Source organism: Bacillus cereus group sp. N31 (assembly GCF_016483245.1).
GTDB classification, from domain to species: Bacteria; Bacillota; Bacilli; order Bacillales; family Bacillaceae_G; genus Bacillus_A; species Bacillus_A toyonensis.
Genome location: NZ_JAEHCH010000001.1, coordinates 556,751 through 572,185, shown reverse-complemented (window position 1 = coordinate 572,185; position 15,435 = coordinate 556,751). Strand labels below are relative to the sequence as shown.

Below are 15,435 nucleotides of genomic sequence, written 5' to 3'. Positions count from 1 at the left end.
GGGGGAAACATAATGTTTCATCGTATTGAAGAAGCTCTAGAAGATTTAAAACAAGGAAAAGTCGTTATCGTATGCGACGATGAAAACCGAGAAAATGAAGGCGATTTTATCGCTTTAGCAGAGTATATTACGCCAGAAACAATTAATTTTATGATTACACATGGTCGCGGCCTCGTTTGCGTACCGATTACGGAGGGGTACGCAGAGCGCCTACAATTAGAACCAATGGTATCTCATAATACAGATTCACATCATACTGCGTTTACAGTGAGCATTGATCATGTTTCTACAACAACAGGGATTAGCGCTCACGAACGTGCAACTACGATACAAGAATTGTTAAATCCTGCATCTAAAGGTGCTGATTTCAATCGACCTGGACATATCTTTCCATTAATCGCAAAAGAAGGCGGTGTCCTTCGCCGTTCAGGTCATACAGAAGCTGCTGTCGATTTAGCAAAACTTTGCGGAGCAGAACCTGCTGGAGTCATTTGCGAGATTATTAATGAGGACGGTACGATGGCACGTGTACCTGATTTACTACAGTGCGCAAAACAATTTGATATAAAAATGATTACGATAGAAGATTTAATTGTTTATCGCCGCCATCATGAAACACTTGTGACAAGAGAAGTGGAAATTACCTTACCTACAGATTTCGGTACTTTCCAAGCAATTGGCTATTCTAACTCATTAGATACGAAAGAACATATTGCGCTCATAAAAGGTGATATTTCAACAGGTGAACCGGTGCTTGTACGTGTTCATTCTGAATGTTTAACAGGAGATGTATTCGGTTCATGTCGCTGTGATTGCGGACCACAACTCCATGCAGCACTTGCTCAAATTGAGCGTGAAGGAAAAGGTGTTCTTCTTTATATGAGACAAGAAGGACGAGGCATCGGGCTTCTTAATAAGCTTCGCGCTTATAAATTGCAGGAAGAAGGATTCGATACTGTAGAAGCAAATGAAAAACTCGGCTTCCCTGCTGACCTTCGTGATTATGGTATCGGTGCTCAAATATTAAAAGATTTAGGCTTACAAAGTTTACGATTATTAACGAATAATCCAAGAAAAATTGCTGGCTTACAAGGTTACGATTTAGAAGTAGTCGAGCGTGTACCGTTGCAAATGCCAACAAAAGAAGAGAATAAAACATATTTACAAACGAAAGTAAACAAATTAGGACATTTATTAAACTTATAATCAAAGGAGAGATTTATTATGGTATTCGAAGGTCATTTAGTTGGTACAGGATTAAAAGTTGGGGTTGTTGTTGGACGTTTTAATGAATTTATTACAAGTAAATTACTTGGCGGCGCTTTAGACGGATTAAAACGTCACGGCGTAGAAGAAAATGATATTGATGTCGCTTGGGTTCCTGGTGCATTTGAAATTCCTTTAATCGCTAAAAAGATGGCCAGTAGCGGAAAGTATGATGCTGTTATTACTTTAGGTACTGTAATCCGTGGAGCTACTACACATTACGATTACGTTTGTAATGAAGTAGCAAAAGGTGTTGCGTCTTTATCACTACAAACTGACATCCCTGTTATTTTCGGTGTATTAACGACAGAAACAATTGAACAAGCGATTGAACGTGCAGGTACGAAAGCTGGTAATAAAGGATATGAATCAGCCGTTGCTGCCATTGAAATGGCTCACTTATCAAAACAATGGGCATAAAAAAAGAGGCTACGGCCTCTTTTTATTTTTTCGCTTTTTTTCGTACATCTTTTATTAATTCATTCATCGTTTTTCCTTCTGTCTTTATACGAAGTGCTTGCGCTGTTCTCCATACATTCTCTCTTTTTTTCGCTTCTTCTATAATAGTAATTTCTTTTCGTACTTCCTTTAAATCTTTCCCTTCCGTTTTCAATCCAAAATGTTCAGCTTTCGTTCGAAAATGTTGTTCAATTCTTTGTTGCATCTCTTTTTGTTCAGGATTTTCAGCGGCCTTAACTGGATCAGTACTTATTGCTTTTATTAAAATTAGACAGGTCATAATCGCTAATATGTATTTGTGCATGTAAAATCCTCCAACCCAATATAAAATACATATTTACTATGTACAACTAGGGCTTGGAAAATTCGTCCGCAAAAATTCTTTTTCTCACTCAAAACCCATTCGTATCAAGTGATAATAGCCTTTTATTACATTTTATTTACAAAAAAAGCAAACTCTTTTACAAGTTTGCTTTTTCCTCTATCTTATAGTGCACATTCCTCAATCTCAAATCCTAAATCTTCAATCATACCCCAGTCTGCAGTTGGCTCTTGTCCAGCTGTCGTTAAGTAATCCCCGACAAAAATAGAGTTTGCTGCAAATAAGCCGAGTGGCTGTACAGAACGTAAATTAATTTCGCGACCTCCTGAAATACGAATTTCTTTTGTTGGGTTTACGAAACGCATCATCGCCAATACTTTTAAACATTCTACAGGTGTTAACTCTTTTTGTCCTTCAAGCGGTGTGCCCTTTACAGCAACGAGGAAATTACACGGAATAGAATCTGCATCTATACGTTGTAATTCAAATGCTATTTCAGCACGTTCTTCAATTGTTTCTCCCATTCCAAAAATCGCCCCAGAGCATGGTGAAATACCAGCTTGTTTCGCTTTTTGAACCGTATCAACACGATCGTCATACGTATGAGTTGAGCAAATGCTTTCATAATTGTTTTCATGTGTATTTAAGTTGTGGTTATAACGATGAACACCAGCTTCTGCTAAGCGTCCTGCTTGATCTTCGTTTAAGAAACCTAAACAGCAACAAATCTTCAAATCTGTCGTTTCACGAATTTCCTTCACAGCCCCAATTACGTGATTTACTTCTTTATCTGTCGGGCGACGGCCAGATGCTACAATACAATATGTACCCGCTTTACGGCGAATTGCTTCATGTGCTCCTTCTACAATCTTCTCCTGCGTTAACCATGCATATTTATCAATTGGTGCTTCTGAAATAATAGACTGTGAACAATACCCACAATCTTCAGGACATAAGCCAGATTTCGTATTAATAATCATATTCAATTTTATTTTCTTACCAAAATGATGATGACGAATGATGTAGGCTGCATTCATAATTTCTAAAACTTCTGTATCATCAGCTTCTAATATTGCTATTGCATCTTCTTTCGTAATCATTTTCTCTTCTACTACGTCGTATGCAAGTTTTTTCCAATCCCTTTTTGTTTGTACTTGTTTCATTTCATCTCTTCCCCTCTTTTGTTATATACGTAAATAAAGCATGATACGTTGCCATTATCCCTTCATTTCCCGTGAAGTCTCTTTCGTATATACGAAGCATCGCACGAAAGAGTGAGGGACTTTGGCAATATGATTCTTCATTACTATTGGTCGCTCCTACTTTTCGAATAGAATGCAGAAACTCTCTAACTTCTGCAAAACTCTCTATGTAACATGTTTCAGAAACATGTACATCCCCTGTTTCTATCTTGCATATATGGCGTAACTGATCTTTCGAATAAAAACGTTGACCTATCGCTATTTCATTTCGTATATTTTTTTCTTCTTTCGCCCTCCGAAACGAATTGTGAAGCTCTTGAAAAGTTTCTTGTCCAAACGTTGAAAAGAGTAGTATCCCATCTGTAGACAAATGATGAAATAGATTTCTAATCACTTGTTTTAAATCATTTAGCCATTGAAATGTAGCATTTGAAATAATGACATCATATGATTCTTCTAATCGTAATCGTTCGATATCTTCACAGTGAAACGTTACATTTTTTACATTTTGTCTAGTTTTCGCAACCGCAATCATACTTTCAGCAAAATCAATAGCTGTAATATGCGCTTTCGGAAATAAGTTTGATAATTTCTCTGTGACATAACCTGTCCCGCATCCAAGTTCTAAAATACGTATCGATGATGTTTCACTGTATCGCCGATTCAATACAGAAAGTAACGAATGGGCCATCTTTTTTTGTACATTTGCATATCGATCGTAAGATACGGCTGCCCCGTTAAACCGTTTTTGCAGTAACGTTTTGTTGATCATGTCGTATCCCCTCTACAAATTGAATTACCTCATTTACACAATATTCGAAATTTATTATACATAATGCGTGTCCTGCCTCACTTACTACCTTGAGTGTTACATTTGTATTGTCCGCCATACTATGAGCAGCAGACAATGGACATATTACATCCTGCTCTCCATGAATAAGTAGTATAGGTGCTTGAATTTCTTTCAGCTCTCCTCTCATATCTGTTTCTATTAAATAATCCAAACCTAATTGTAAAGACTGAATAGAATCCCCTTTAAAATGTTTTACAATATCTTCAAAACATTTATTCTCTTTCAGCTCATCTTTCGTAAACATATTTTCATAGAACCGCTTGAGCGTATCTTCTTTCTTTCTCACCAAATTCTTTTTCAGCCGTTCTACATGCAAAGAATTCCATCCACTTGTATAGTCACTCGTATTTGTAAATTTAGCAGTACCACCAATTAATACGATACCTTTCGCCTTAATCTTTTTATAGGCTTGAATTGCCGCTAAAGCTCCTAATGACCATCCAACTAAAATTACATTTTCATCATGCGCTACATCTATTATTCGTTCCGCAAACTCGCCTATCTCTTTCACGTTACGCCAATCTATACATTGAACAGGATATTCTTTGAAATACGGAAGTACTAAATCCCAAACATTTTCTTCCATTCCCCATCCAGGGATAAAAATAATCTTTAGCTCTTTCATACGAAAAGCTCCTCTTCTTTCGCAATGTGAATAATTTGATCAATGGCCCATTTTAAATCAGCTATTGTATGTTGTGACGTAACAGCAAAACGGACCCGGGAACTATTAAATGGAACCGTCGGTGGACGAATTGCAATTGCTGCGATGCCTACCTCTTGTAATCTTTTACTAAACCGTAAAGCATTTTCATTTGAACCGACTACAATCGGTACAATATGAGTTGAACTATTCCCAATATCAAAACCAGCTTCTCGTAAATGGGTTCTGAAATATGCACCATTCGCTATAAGACTCTCTCTTTTTTCGTTATCTTCTTTCACAATTTCAATTGCTTTTCGTATCGCCCCTAATATTCCTGGTGGTAAGGCTGTAGTAAAAATAAAGCTTCTCATCATATTTCGTAAATACTCTATATAAATTGCATCGCCTGTCAAATACGCACCATAGCACCCTAAAGCCTTACTAAACGTCCCCATATGTATATCAATTTTTTGAGCAATGTCTTTTTCTATATGAGATAACCCAGCTCCATCGATTCCATATATTCCACTCGCATGCGCTTCATCAACTATAATGATTGCCCCGTATTTCTCCTTAAGCTGCACTAATTCTCTCAAGTATGCAGTATCACCATCCATACTAAAAACAGTATCAGTTACGATTAATTTCCTCTTTTCAGGTGACGCTATTTTCAATAACTTCTCTAAATGATCCAAATCATTATGACGGTACCTTTTATGTTCTGCGCCGCTTAATATAATTCCATCAACAATACTTGCGTGATTTAATTTATCACTAAACACAATATCGTGACGACAGGCTAAAGCAGATATAGCACCTACATTTGCTGTATATCCACTATTTACAATTAGTGCTCTTTCAGTACCTTTCCAGTTGCATACACTTCTCTCAACCTCTTCATACAATGGATAATTTCCTACAACGAGGCGAGAGGCAGTCGCACCAGTTCCATATTTTTTTGTACACGCAATAGCAGCTTCTTTTAATCTTTCATCCCCAGCTAATCCTAAATAATTATTTGATGCTAAATTTAACAACCTTTTTTTATCTCGAATAAGCCACGTCTCTTCTGCTTGCTCTGTTACATGCAAATTACGATACTGTCCTTGCTCATGTAATTGTTGTAATTTAGATTGAAGATGTGTGCGCCACGTTTGATTCATTTTGAATGAACTCCTCTAATTTTGAAATCATAATATGTTCTTTTACTGATTCCAATAATTTTTCCCTAGTAAATTCACCTTCAAGAAATGGTAATAAACCTAAAACTGGTACTCCACTTAACTCCTCAATCATTTCTTTATTTTCTTGCACTCTTTCTTTGTCACATTCTTTACAACTAGACAAAATTACACCTGCTACTGTTAAACCGTGTGCCTGTGCATAAGAAATTGTTAAGACAGTATGATTTACTGTCCCTAGCGTAGGGCGAGCTACTATAATAAGAGGCAACTGTAATTGTTTTGCGAAATCAATTACTAAACTATCTTCAGTATATGGGACTGCAAGCCCGCCTGCCCCTTCGACAAATACGCTATTAAACTCTTTTAATAGTTCTTCATAGTGCCTCATAATGTCTTTTAACTTTACGACTCTTCCAGCTCTTTTCATCGCAAGTCTCGGAGCAAGCGGTTCTTCAATGGAATAAGGACAAATTTCATCTTCTTTTGTCGGTACACCCGATAATGCTTTTAATCTTGCTGCATCTCCCTCAGGGTTTGATGCAACATGTCCACTTTGCAACGGTTTATATACCCCTACGTTATATCCCAACTCTCTATATACACCTGCTAACGCACCTGCAACCACAGTTTTTCCAACTTCAGTATCTGTTGCTGTTATGAAAAAACCGCTCATTCTTCTCCCTCCGTAACATCTGAGATTGCTTTATATAAAATGCGTAACATATCATCTATCTCATCAATTGTAGAAGCAAGAGAAGGCATAAATACAATCGTGTTACCGAGCGGTCGTAAAATCATGCCAAGATCTCTTGAGCGTTTACATACTTGCACACCGACTCTTTCTGTCCATTCAAACGATTCTTTCGTTTCCTTATTCTTCACTAGTTCAATACCAATCATTAACCCGCACTGACGAATATCACCTACATGTTTATATGCAAAGAGCGCTTCTAATTGCTTGGCTACATATTCTGTTTTACGTGCAACATCTTCTATTAAATTTGTTTTTTCATATAATTCTAGATTCGCAATTGCTACTGCACACCCTAACGGATTACCTGTGTAACTATGACCATGGAAAAATGATTTTTGTTCCTCATATTCTCCTAAGAAGGCATTATATATTTCGTCTGTCGTTACCGTAACTGCAACCGGTAAATAACCACCTGTTAAACCTTTCCCAGCGGTTAAAATGTCTGGCGTCACATTTTCATGTTGACATGCAAACATTTTTCCAGTGCGCCCAAATCCCGTTGCTACTTCATCCGTAATAAATAAAACATTATATGTTGTACATAAATCCCTTAGCCCTTTTAAGTATCCTTTCGGCATTTTAATCATACCGCCAGCACCTTGCATTAAAGGTTCTACAATAATAGCTGCAATTTCTTCATGTTTTTCTTTCAGCATTTCTTCCATTTCTTCTAAATGTTTTTTTACAATTTGTTCCTTATTATCTCCATAAGGAGAACGATATGTATATGGATACGGCATTTTAATTGCTTCAAATAAGAGTGAACTATACACTTGGTGAAACAAGTCTATTGCTCCTACTGAAACAGCACCAATCGTATCACCGTGATATGCTTCTTTTAATGTAACAAATCTTTGTTTTCTCGGTTTCCCTTTAAGTTGCCAATATTGGAAAGCCATCTTAATTGCAATTTCAACAGCTGTAGAACCAGAGTCTGAATAGAACACCTTCTTCAATCCTTCTGGTACAACCTCAATAATTTTTTCTGCTAATAAAATTGATGGAACGTTAGCAAGTCCTAACATAGTAGAATGAGCAATTTTATTTAATTGCTCACGAATTGCTTCATCTAATTCTGGCACTTGATGTCCGTGAACATTTAGCCAAATAGATGAAACCCCATCCCAATATTCATTTCCATTTACATCGTATAGCTTTCTTCCCTCTCCACGTTCAATAATGACAGGATCTTCTTCTAAATAATCTTTCATTTGTGTAAATGGGTGCCATACGTAAGCTTTATTTTTCTCTGATAATTCTTCATATGTATAAGATGATTTTTCAGTCGTATTACTATTTACAGTCACAATTGTCACCCCTAATGTTAACTAGTTTATAGATATAGTTAACATTAAATCCAAAAGACTGTCAATTATTTTTAAATTAAAAAGTTCTTAAAAAAGAACAACTTATCATACGATAAGTTGTTCTACTTTCCATGCTGTATCTTTCCGATTTCTAAAATAATCTCTTCATCTTTTTTTCCTTCTGTATCAATTCCCAGTTGTTTTGCGTGCTCAATTAATAAATCATGACGCTTCTCAAATCTAGCTGTGTTTACTTCTTTCGTAATTTCCTCTTTTGTTTTCTCATCAGTAGAAACTCCTAGTTTCGCAGCTGCTTTTTCCATCGACTTCTTCTCTTCCGTTTCTTTCACTTTCTTCACTTCTGATTGCTGGATTTGCTTTTGCTTCACCTGCTCTGATTCAGCTGCAAAAGCTGTGTAAATTCCAGCACTTCCGCCAATGACTAGTAAGGTGGTAAAAAGAATTAGTTTTTTCTTCACTCTTTTCTCCCCTTTCGAATTCATTATAACGCACATTTTTCAATGTTAAAACCTATCTCCTTTATTTCCCTAAAAAAATATTACACATTTTTATTGACATGTATGATGAATATATGATAAAAATTTAACTAACATCATATGAATCGGCGTTGATAGGATTTAGTAGTATTTCGATTTCTGATTTCAGAGAGCTGGTGGTCGGTGCGAACCAGTACAGAGCGAATTATGAATTACCCCCTGGAGCTTCTTTTACGAAACATAAGGAGTAGTGAAAGACGGTTATAGACCGTTATGTCTAAAGAGTGGTGAAACGACACTGTTTCACAATTTAGGGTGGTACCGCGAATTTTTCGTCCCTGCATATATTGCAGGGGCGTTTTTTATTTTATTAACGCATATCATACGACCCTTTATTTTGTGATACATTCATTTTACAAGCTAGGGTGGTACCGCGATTTCTTCGTCCCTGCATAATTATATGCAGGGATGTTTTTTTATCCAATCATTTCCGTATCATATAGAAGTATTAACAAATTACCGGTAATTTGTCAAAAAATTCTAAAATTTAAAAGGAAATATACAATATTGGCGAATTTTATATAAAAAAGGCTATTCTCGATTAATTAGGAGGGGAAAACAATGGTTTCAAAAATTGAATCTGTTCTTTTAACAATTTTTATCTTTTTCTGTATTGGTTTTAGTGTTATTCAATTAGAAGTTTCACCGCATATCCCGATTTTATTCGGTATCGTTATTTTATTAGCGTTTGGGTTTATGAAAAAAATCTCTTGGTCTACTATGGAAAAAGGGATGATCAGTAGTATTTCAGCGGGGATTCCTTCTATTTTTATTTTCTTACTTGTAGGCGTATTAATTAGTGTATGGATCGCAGCTGGAACAATTCCAACTTTAATGGTATACGGCTTCCAACTTGTATCTCCGAAAATTTTCGTTCCAACTGTTTTTGTTGTTTGTGCGATTGTTGGAACGAGTATCGGTAGTGCATTTACAACTGCTGCAACTGTAGGACTTGCCTTTATGGGCATGGGTAGTGCTCTTGGATACGATCCAGCGCTTATCGCTGGTGCAATTATTTCTGGTGCATTCTTTGGGGATAAAATGTCTCCTTTATCTGATACAACAAACTTAGCTCCTGCTGTAACCGGTGTAGATTTATTTGAACATATTCGTAACATGCTTTGGACGACAGTTCCAGCTTTCATTATTGCTTTTATTGCATATTTCATTTTAGGCAGTGGATCTGGAGGCAATGTTGATTTCACATCCTTTATTAGCACGTTAGAAAAAAATGCAACAATTTCTATCGTTACACTTATTCCAATTTTATTACTGTTCCTATTCGCATTCAAAAAGGTTCCAGCAGTTCCAACATTACTTGCTGGAATCGTAGTAGGAATCATTATTCTCTTTATTTTCAAACCTGGTACATCTCTAACTGATTTAATGAAAGTTATGCAGGACGGTTACGTTTCTAAAACTGGTATAAAAGATATTGATAGCTTATTATCTCGCGGCGGTTTACAAAGTATGATGATGTCCGTTGCCCTTATTTTCCTAGCTCTTTGCATGGGAGGATTACTACAAGGGATGGGTATTATCGCGCAGCTGATGAATATCATCTCTAGCTTTGTTAAAAATAGTACACGCTTAATTATTTCTACTGCTTCAACTGCAATTGGTGTAAACTTCTTACTCGGCGAACAATACTTGTCAATCGTTTTAACAGGACAAGCATTCGCTAACAAATACGATGAAGTCGGTTTAGAACGTCGTAATTTATCACGAGTACTAGAAGATGCTGGTACAGTAATTAATCCACTCGTACCATGGGGTGTAAGTGGCGTATTCTTAACAAACGTCCTTAGCGTTCCAACATTCGATTACCTGCCATACGCAATCTTCTGTTTAGCTTGTCCAGTTGTAACCATTATCGTCGGCTTTACTGGATTCGGTCTTTCATGGAAAAAAGAAAAAGCAGTACCAGTTTCATAATATACAAGTAAAAAAAGGATTACCGATTGCGGTAATCCTTTTTTTTATACAACACTTTACTATCTATTTGCTTTCTTTCTTCTAAATAACATAAGTAATCCCGCTCCAACAAATGCAAGACCCGCTCCAATTGTAGAAGCAACACTTGCACCTGTTTTCGGTAAATCACGTTCATCTTTGTCAGCTTCTTTATTTTCACTTACAGTTGTCGTTGTTTCTTTTGTATTTTGATCATCTGTTGTAGTTTGTCCAGATCCTGCATTGTTTCCACTATTACCTTCATTTGTTGGTGGTGTCGTTGGATTCCCTCCATTATTACCTTCACCTGTTGGTGGTGTCGTTGGATTCCCTCCATTATTGCCTTCACCTGTTGGTGGTGTCGTTGGATTTCCTCCATTATTACCTTCACCTGTTGGTGGTGTTGTTGGTTTTTCTCCACCATCGTTCTTCTTCGTTATATCAATTGCATATTTAGCAAATTCATTTTCAGATGGTCCAACATATGATATTTTCCCATCTTTCTTTATATACTTTTGTGCATTTGGTGAAGAATCGAATGTTGTATTTAATTTATCTGCAACAATCGGCTTAAATGTCCAGTTTTGATCGGCTGCTGGATTAATAACTGGTGTTTCTTGCATATACTTCACAATGATTTGACGTGTTTCATCTTGTGATTGGTATACAACTTCCCCTTTACTTACACCTGGGAATGTTTGGCTACTTCCACGATAGTTATTTGTAGCGACGATAAATTCTTGATTGTCAGCTACTGGCTTACCTTCATACGTCATATTTACAATACGATTCGCATTCGCATTTTCCTTTATAACTTTTCCATCTTTATCATATTTTGCTGGTTGCGTCACATCAATTTCGTATTTTAAACCATCTAAAATATCAAAGTTATATGTAGGATAGCCTATATTTACTAACGGCTGTTCTTTCGTTTCCTTTGGATCAATTTTATTAAACTGACCTGCAGACATTTCAAGCCATTCTTTCACTTGTGCCCCATTTACTTTTACAGCATATAAAGTATTTGGATATACGTATAAATCTGCAACGTTTTTAATTGCTAACGTTCCAGCTGGAATATCCGTATAATATGTAGCACCGTTTCGGCCACCTGCTTTAAATGGTGCGCCTGCAGATAAAACTGGTATTCCTTTATATTTACTATATTGTCCATTTTCAGCAAACAACTTTTCGACATACCATTTTTGGGCATTTGTCACAAGTTGCACAGAAGGATCATCTTGTACTAATGAGAAATAACTATTAATTGGCGCTGTCGTTTTTCCTACAGCTGTATTCACATAATCAATTGTCGCTTGATGATCATCTTTAATTTCATTAACTAAATTTTGATCAGGTCCTACATTACCTTCATTATTAACAATCGGACGAAGTTGTGGCTTCGATTGCTCTTTTTGTACTTCCCATTTTCCGCTTACCTTTTTCAATTGCATATCAATAATACCTAAGTTACTTCCAAACACACCAGGCATTACAACTGGAACACCATTAAATACATCCTTCACTTCAGTATGTGAATGTCCCATTAATACTGCATCTACACCAGTAACTTCTGTTAAATAATACGATGCGTTTTCCATGCCAACGTTGTATCCACTCTTATCAACACCAGAATGCGCTAGTGCAACGATAACATCTGCACCTTCCGCTTTCATTTTCGGCACCATTTTCTTCGCTGTTTCAACTATATCTTTCGCTTTAACTTTTCCTTCTAAATTTGCTTTATCCCAGTTCATAACTTGAGGTGGAACAAATCCCATTACCCCAATTTTCACCTTCTGTTTTTGACCTGATTCATCTTCTACTTCTTTTTCAAAAATATGATATGGTTTAAAGTAATTTTGGTCGTTCTCTTCATTATTATCTTTATCATCTTTATAGACGTTCGAGTTAATAACCGGGAACTTTGTTTTACTAATCACTTTGTTTAAATAATCTAAACCATAGTTAAATTCATGATTCCCAAGAGAGATGACGTCATACTTCATTAAATTCATTACACGGTATAATGGATGTGTATAACTAGGATCCACAGGATTTTTCGGATCGTTTATTTTATTCGCTACATAATCTCCAAGCGGTGTCCCTTGTAATGCATCCCCATCATCAAATAGGACAGAGTTCTTCGCTTCTTCACGTGCTTTATTAACAAGTGTTGCCGTTTGCACGAGACCTACTTTATTATCTGTTTTCGTTTGATAATAATCGTAATTCATTAAGTTAACGTGAATATCTGATGTTTCTAGAATTCGTAAGTTAACTGTACTCTCCCCAGTATTCTCATCCGCATGAGCTGTTGTTGGCAATACTTGCGGCGCTATTACACCTATAGCAAGAGTTGCTCCAGCTAGCATTTTTTTTGACTTTTTCACAAAAAATCCCCCTTATACAATTACCAGAAATAATGAAATGAATCCCTATCGGTCCATAATCACATACCTTTTTTCTTCTATTAGAGACACGATTTTCATTTCATCCTGCGCTAACGAGTAGTCCCCTTAAACGCTCGATTGATGAAGACTAACAATTAACGGGAGATAAAGCTCCCACTAAGTAGCATTTCACCTTATCTGACATTATCATATATAAAACTCTTTCGTATCGTCAATATTTTTTGACAAACTTCAACAAATTTTCTGTAAAGTTATTGTAAACTTTTCATAAACATATAATATGCCCTTACATTGCTAATACTGCTGAATATGATACAATTACCAATTACAAGGAGGATGAATTTATGAAAAAAGTCATCTTAATAGTTGTTTGTCTCCTCCTTCTAATCATTTCTTATTCTAATTTTGAAAAGAACGATGAGACAAAACAAAACGAACCTGAAGACAAAACAGAGAAAACATCTGCTCCAAGTTGGATTGATAAGCAAACAAACGACTCCTTTTATCACCTCGTATTAGGCGATTCACTCGCTAAAGGATATGGATCGACACAAGGTGGATTTGCTGAATTAGCTTCCAGACAAATAGAGGCACAAATTCATAAACCAATTACAGTAGAAAATCTTGGGATAAACGGCCTTACTACAGATCGTCTCGCTAAAAAAGTTCAATCAGAAGATGTAAAGCAAAAAATTAGAGCTGCAAATATAATTACGATTAATATTGGAGGAAATAATTTATTTCGCTTAAATCGTGATGTCGGTGTTATAGATGGTATTAAAATGTTAAATAAAGAAAAAGCTCATTTTGAAGCGGATATACAAACTATTGTAAAGACAGTTCGAGATCAAAATCCGAACGCTTTACTCATTCTCTCAGAACTCTATAACCCGTTACAACTCGATGACTCCATCGCAAGTTATGCAGACATGTTTTTAGACGGATGGAATGAATCCGTTTATTCCATTTCAAAAGCAAATCAACCGTCTATCGTTTTACCAATTCGTAAATTAATATCGAATGATAAAAAAGATTTACTATTTGACCAAGTGCACCCAAATGATAACGGCTATGCGATTATTGCTAATACATTTACAAAGCAAGTGTTATCCTACAAATATTAAAGCTGCTGTGAAACAATTCTATTTTTATACCATGTCTTTTTTGTTACAATGAAAGTGGAAGGGGGCCTTTATATGGAATCACGCGAGTGGGAACGTATTGTTGATCATCTTCTTTCGCTAGTGCCTCTTTTTTATCGCAAATTTATGCTTCCTGGAGAATTTTCTTCTCAAAGACATATGCCGCCATCACATACACAAGTATTACTACTTTTGCATGAAAATGGCACATTAGCAGTTTCCGAAATCGGCAAGCGGCTAGCGATTTCAAGGCCTAACATGACACCTCTATTAAACAAACTTATTCAAGAGGAACTAATAGAGCGTCATTATAGCGAAAAAGATCGACGGGTCATTTTAATTTCTCTAACAGCTGAAGGGAAATTATTAGTAAATCAGTATCAGCAATTCATTTTAGACAAACTAAAAGAAAATTTCCAAACATTATCTGAGGAAGAGCGCGAAAAGCTCATTCAATCTCTTCAAACCATTCAAAATTTAATTTTGAAAACAAACGCATAAAGCTGCTTCTAAATAGAAGCAGCTTTATGATTCATAATAGTTACCGTAGTATACATTTGAATATGGCCATGTCGTTAAATATGGTTTTTGATCTTGCGTCGATTGTTGTGGTGGTATTTGTGGCAATTGCTGAAATTGTTGCTGTTGATACACTCCAACTTGCTGTCTCAGATCATTTACCGGATAATAATTTATATATGGGTATACTTGAGGTACATAGTAATAATACATCCATTCTCTCCCCCTTTTTCTTAAACATATTCAAAGGAGAAAATGAATGTGCCATTCTTTATATTTGTACAAGTGGTTCTCTCACTTTTTTCTTTCTGTTCTTCAAACGTAACTTACGATTCTTTTCATATAAATAATGCACAACGAAATATGAAACTACACCGAATACAACTCCTAAAATTGTCATTCCAATTAATACATATACTTCACTCTGTAATAAGCTCTTTAACATCGTGAAAATGTGACTTGAAAACAAGTCCGATATCGTGAATGGTTCATGATGTATTTTTTGTACATGAAATGGATAAATCATTTTCCCTAGCGCATACGCAAGCGGAAATAAAAACACTGGGAGAAACGATATTTTCCCAATAATATTGCCAATAACTGCAGCAGGAAATGATCCTTTTGCTAATCGAACGATTGGATAAAATATTACATATACGAGCGATGCTGTATAAATTACTAACATTTCTAAACCAAAACCAATAGCAAAACCTAACGACACTTTCTTTGCTCCTTCTGGCGATCGAAGCAACTTATAATATTGAAACTTTAATATTCTCCACATCCGCTGAAAAAACGAATATGTTTGCTTAGTTGTTTTCACTCTCATCATCTCTTTAACTATATTTTATATGTAG

At 36.0% G+C, this 15,435-nt stretch carries 16 protein-coding genes and 1 other annotated feature; of the genes, 5 read left to right on the top strand and 11 right to left on the bottom strand.

What is annotated here, in order from left to right; translation table 11 throughout:
- Positions 1–12 precede the first annotated feature (12 nt).
- Together ribBA and ribH are read left to right on the top strand one after the other, a co-directional pair.
- Positions 13–1,206, top strand: coding sequence for a bifunctional 3,4-dihydroxy-2-butanone 4-phosphate synthase/GTP cyclohydrolase II (ribBA, locus tag JDS81_RS03085; protein WP_000469004.1), 1,194 nt, complete (start codon positions 13–15; stop codon positions 1,204–1,206).
- A gap of 18 nt (positions 1,207–1,224) precedes the next feature.
- A complete protein-coding gene (gene ribH, locus JDS81_RS03080; protein ID WP_000230897.1) occupies positions 1,225–1,686 on the top strand; it encodes a 6,7-dimethyl-8-ribityllumazine synthase in 462 nt (153 codons plus the stop codon).
- 22 nt (positions 1,687–1,708) lie between these two features.
- On the opposite strand, the gene JDS81_RS03075 is transcribed toward ribH, so the two are convergent.
- From JDS81_RS03075 to JDS81_RS03040, 8 genes are all read right to left on the bottom strand, one after another.
- Positions 1,709–2,029, bottom strand: a complete 321-nt coding sequence (locus JDS81_RS03075) for a hypothetical protein (RefSeq protein WP_000549775.1) — start codon at positions 2,027–2,029, stop codon at positions 1,709–1,711.
- Between the two features lie 182 nt (positions 2,030–2,211).
- Positions 2,212–3,210, bottom strand: a complete 999-nt coding sequence (gene bioB / locus JDS81_RS03070; RefSeq protein WP_000815851.1) for a biotin synthase — start codon at positions 3,208–3,210, stop codon at positions 2,212–2,214.
- A 1-nt stretch (position 3,211) separates the two neighbouring features.
- Positions 3,212–4,021: a malonyl-ACP O-methyltransferase BioC gene (gene bioC, locus JDS81_RS03065; protein ID WP_097953006.1), complete on the bottom strand. Its 810-nt coding sequence runs from the start codon at positions 4,019–4,021 to the stop codon at positions 3,212–3,214.
- Positions 3,987–4,727 (bottom strand): alpha/beta fold hydrolase, encoded by a 741-nt coding sequence (locus JDS81_RS03060; RefSeq protein WP_097953005.1) that lies wholly within the window; start codon positions 4,725–4,727, stop codon positions 3,987–3,989. The genes bioC and JDS81_RS03060 overlap by 35 nt, the downstream gene beginning before the upstream one ends.
- The gene (bioF, locus tag JDS81_RS03055) at positions 4,724–5,911 is read right to left on the bottom strand and encodes an 8-amino-7-oxononanoate synthase (RefSeq protein ID WP_097953004.1); all 1,188 of its coding nucleotides are present in this window, start codon (positions 5,909–5,911) and stop codon (positions 4,724–4,726) included. The genes JDS81_RS03060 and bioF overlap by 4 nt, the downstream gene beginning before the upstream one ends.
- The gene (gene bioD / locus JDS81_RS03050) at positions 5,877–6,605 is read right to left on the bottom strand and encodes a dethiobiotin synthase (protein ID WP_097953003.1); all 729 of its coding nucleotides are present in this window, start codon (positions 6,603–6,605) and stop codon (positions 5,877–5,879) included. The genes bioF and bioD overlap by 35 nt, the downstream gene beginning before the upstream one ends.
- Entirely contained in the window at positions 6,602–7,993 is a 1,392-nt protein-coding gene (gene bioA, locus JDS81_RS03045; RefSeq protein ID WP_097953002.1) for an adenosylmethionine--8-amino-7-oxononanoate transaminase, read from the bottom strand. The genes bioD and bioA overlap by 4 nt, the downstream gene beginning before the upstream one ends.
- Positions 7,994–8,115: 122 nt before the next feature.
- Entirely contained in the window at positions 8,116–8,472 is a 357-nt protein-coding gene (locus JDS81_RS03040) for a hypothetical protein (RefSeq protein ID WP_000727842.1), read from the bottom strand.
- Positions 8,473–8,612: 140 nt separating this feature from the next.
- Positions 8,613–8,833, top strand: a binding site (T-box leader).
- A 278-nt stretch (positions 8,834–9,111) separates the two neighbouring features.
- Between JDS81_RS03040 and nhaC the strand changes: the two genes are divergently transcribed.
- A complete protein-coding gene (nhaC, locus tag JDS81_RS03035) occupies positions 9,112–10,485 on the top strand; it encodes a Na+/H+ antiporter NhaC (protein ID WP_097953001.1) in 1,374 nt (457 codons plus the stop codon).
- Positions 10,486–10,544: 59 nt separating this feature from the next.
- Here nhaC and cpdB read toward each other — a convergent pair whose 3' ends face one another.
- Positions 10,545–12,896 (bottom strand): bifunctional 2',3'-cyclic-nucleotide 2'-phosphodiesterase/3'-nucleotidase, encoded by a 2,352-nt coding sequence (gene cpdB / locus JDS81_RS03030; RefSeq protein WP_000748632.1) that lies wholly within the window; start codon positions 12,894–12,896, stop codon positions 10,545–10,547.
- Between the two features lie 365 nt (positions 12,897–13,261).
- Between cpdB and JDS81_RS03025 the strand changes: the two genes are divergently transcribed.
- Both JDS81_RS03025 and JDS81_RS03020 read left to right on the top strand, forming a co-directional pair.
- Positions 13,262–14,041, top strand: coding sequence for a GDSL-type esterase/lipase family protein (locus JDS81_RS03025; protein WP_097953000.1), 780 nt, complete (start codon positions 13,262–13,264; stop codon positions 14,039–14,041).
- A gap of 72 nt (positions 14,042–14,113) precedes the next feature.
- On the top strand, positions 14,114–14,560 hold the full coding sequence (locus JDS81_RS03020; RefSeq protein ID WP_000445820.1) for a MarR family winged helix-turn-helix transcriptional regulator: 447 nt from the start codon (positions 14,114–14,116) through the stop codon (positions 14,558–14,560).
- Between the two features lie 24 nt (positions 14,561–14,584).
- Here the strand turns inward: JDS81_RS03020 and JDS81_RS03015 are convergent, their stop codons facing one another.
- On the bottom strand, positions 14,585–14,791 hold the full coding sequence (locus tag JDS81_RS03015) for a hypothetical protein (protein WP_000291937.1): 207 nt from the start codon (positions 14,789–14,791) through the stop codon (positions 14,585–14,587).
- A 58-nt stretch (positions 14,792–14,849) separates the two neighbouring features.
- Positions 14,850–15,410: a DUF2062 domain-containing protein gene (locus tag JDS81_RS03010; RefSeq protein WP_002059978.1), complete on the bottom strand. Its 561-nt coding sequence runs from the start codon at positions 15,408–15,410 to the stop codon at positions 14,850–14,852.
- Between the last annotated feature and the right edge of the window lie 25 nt (positions 15,411–15,435).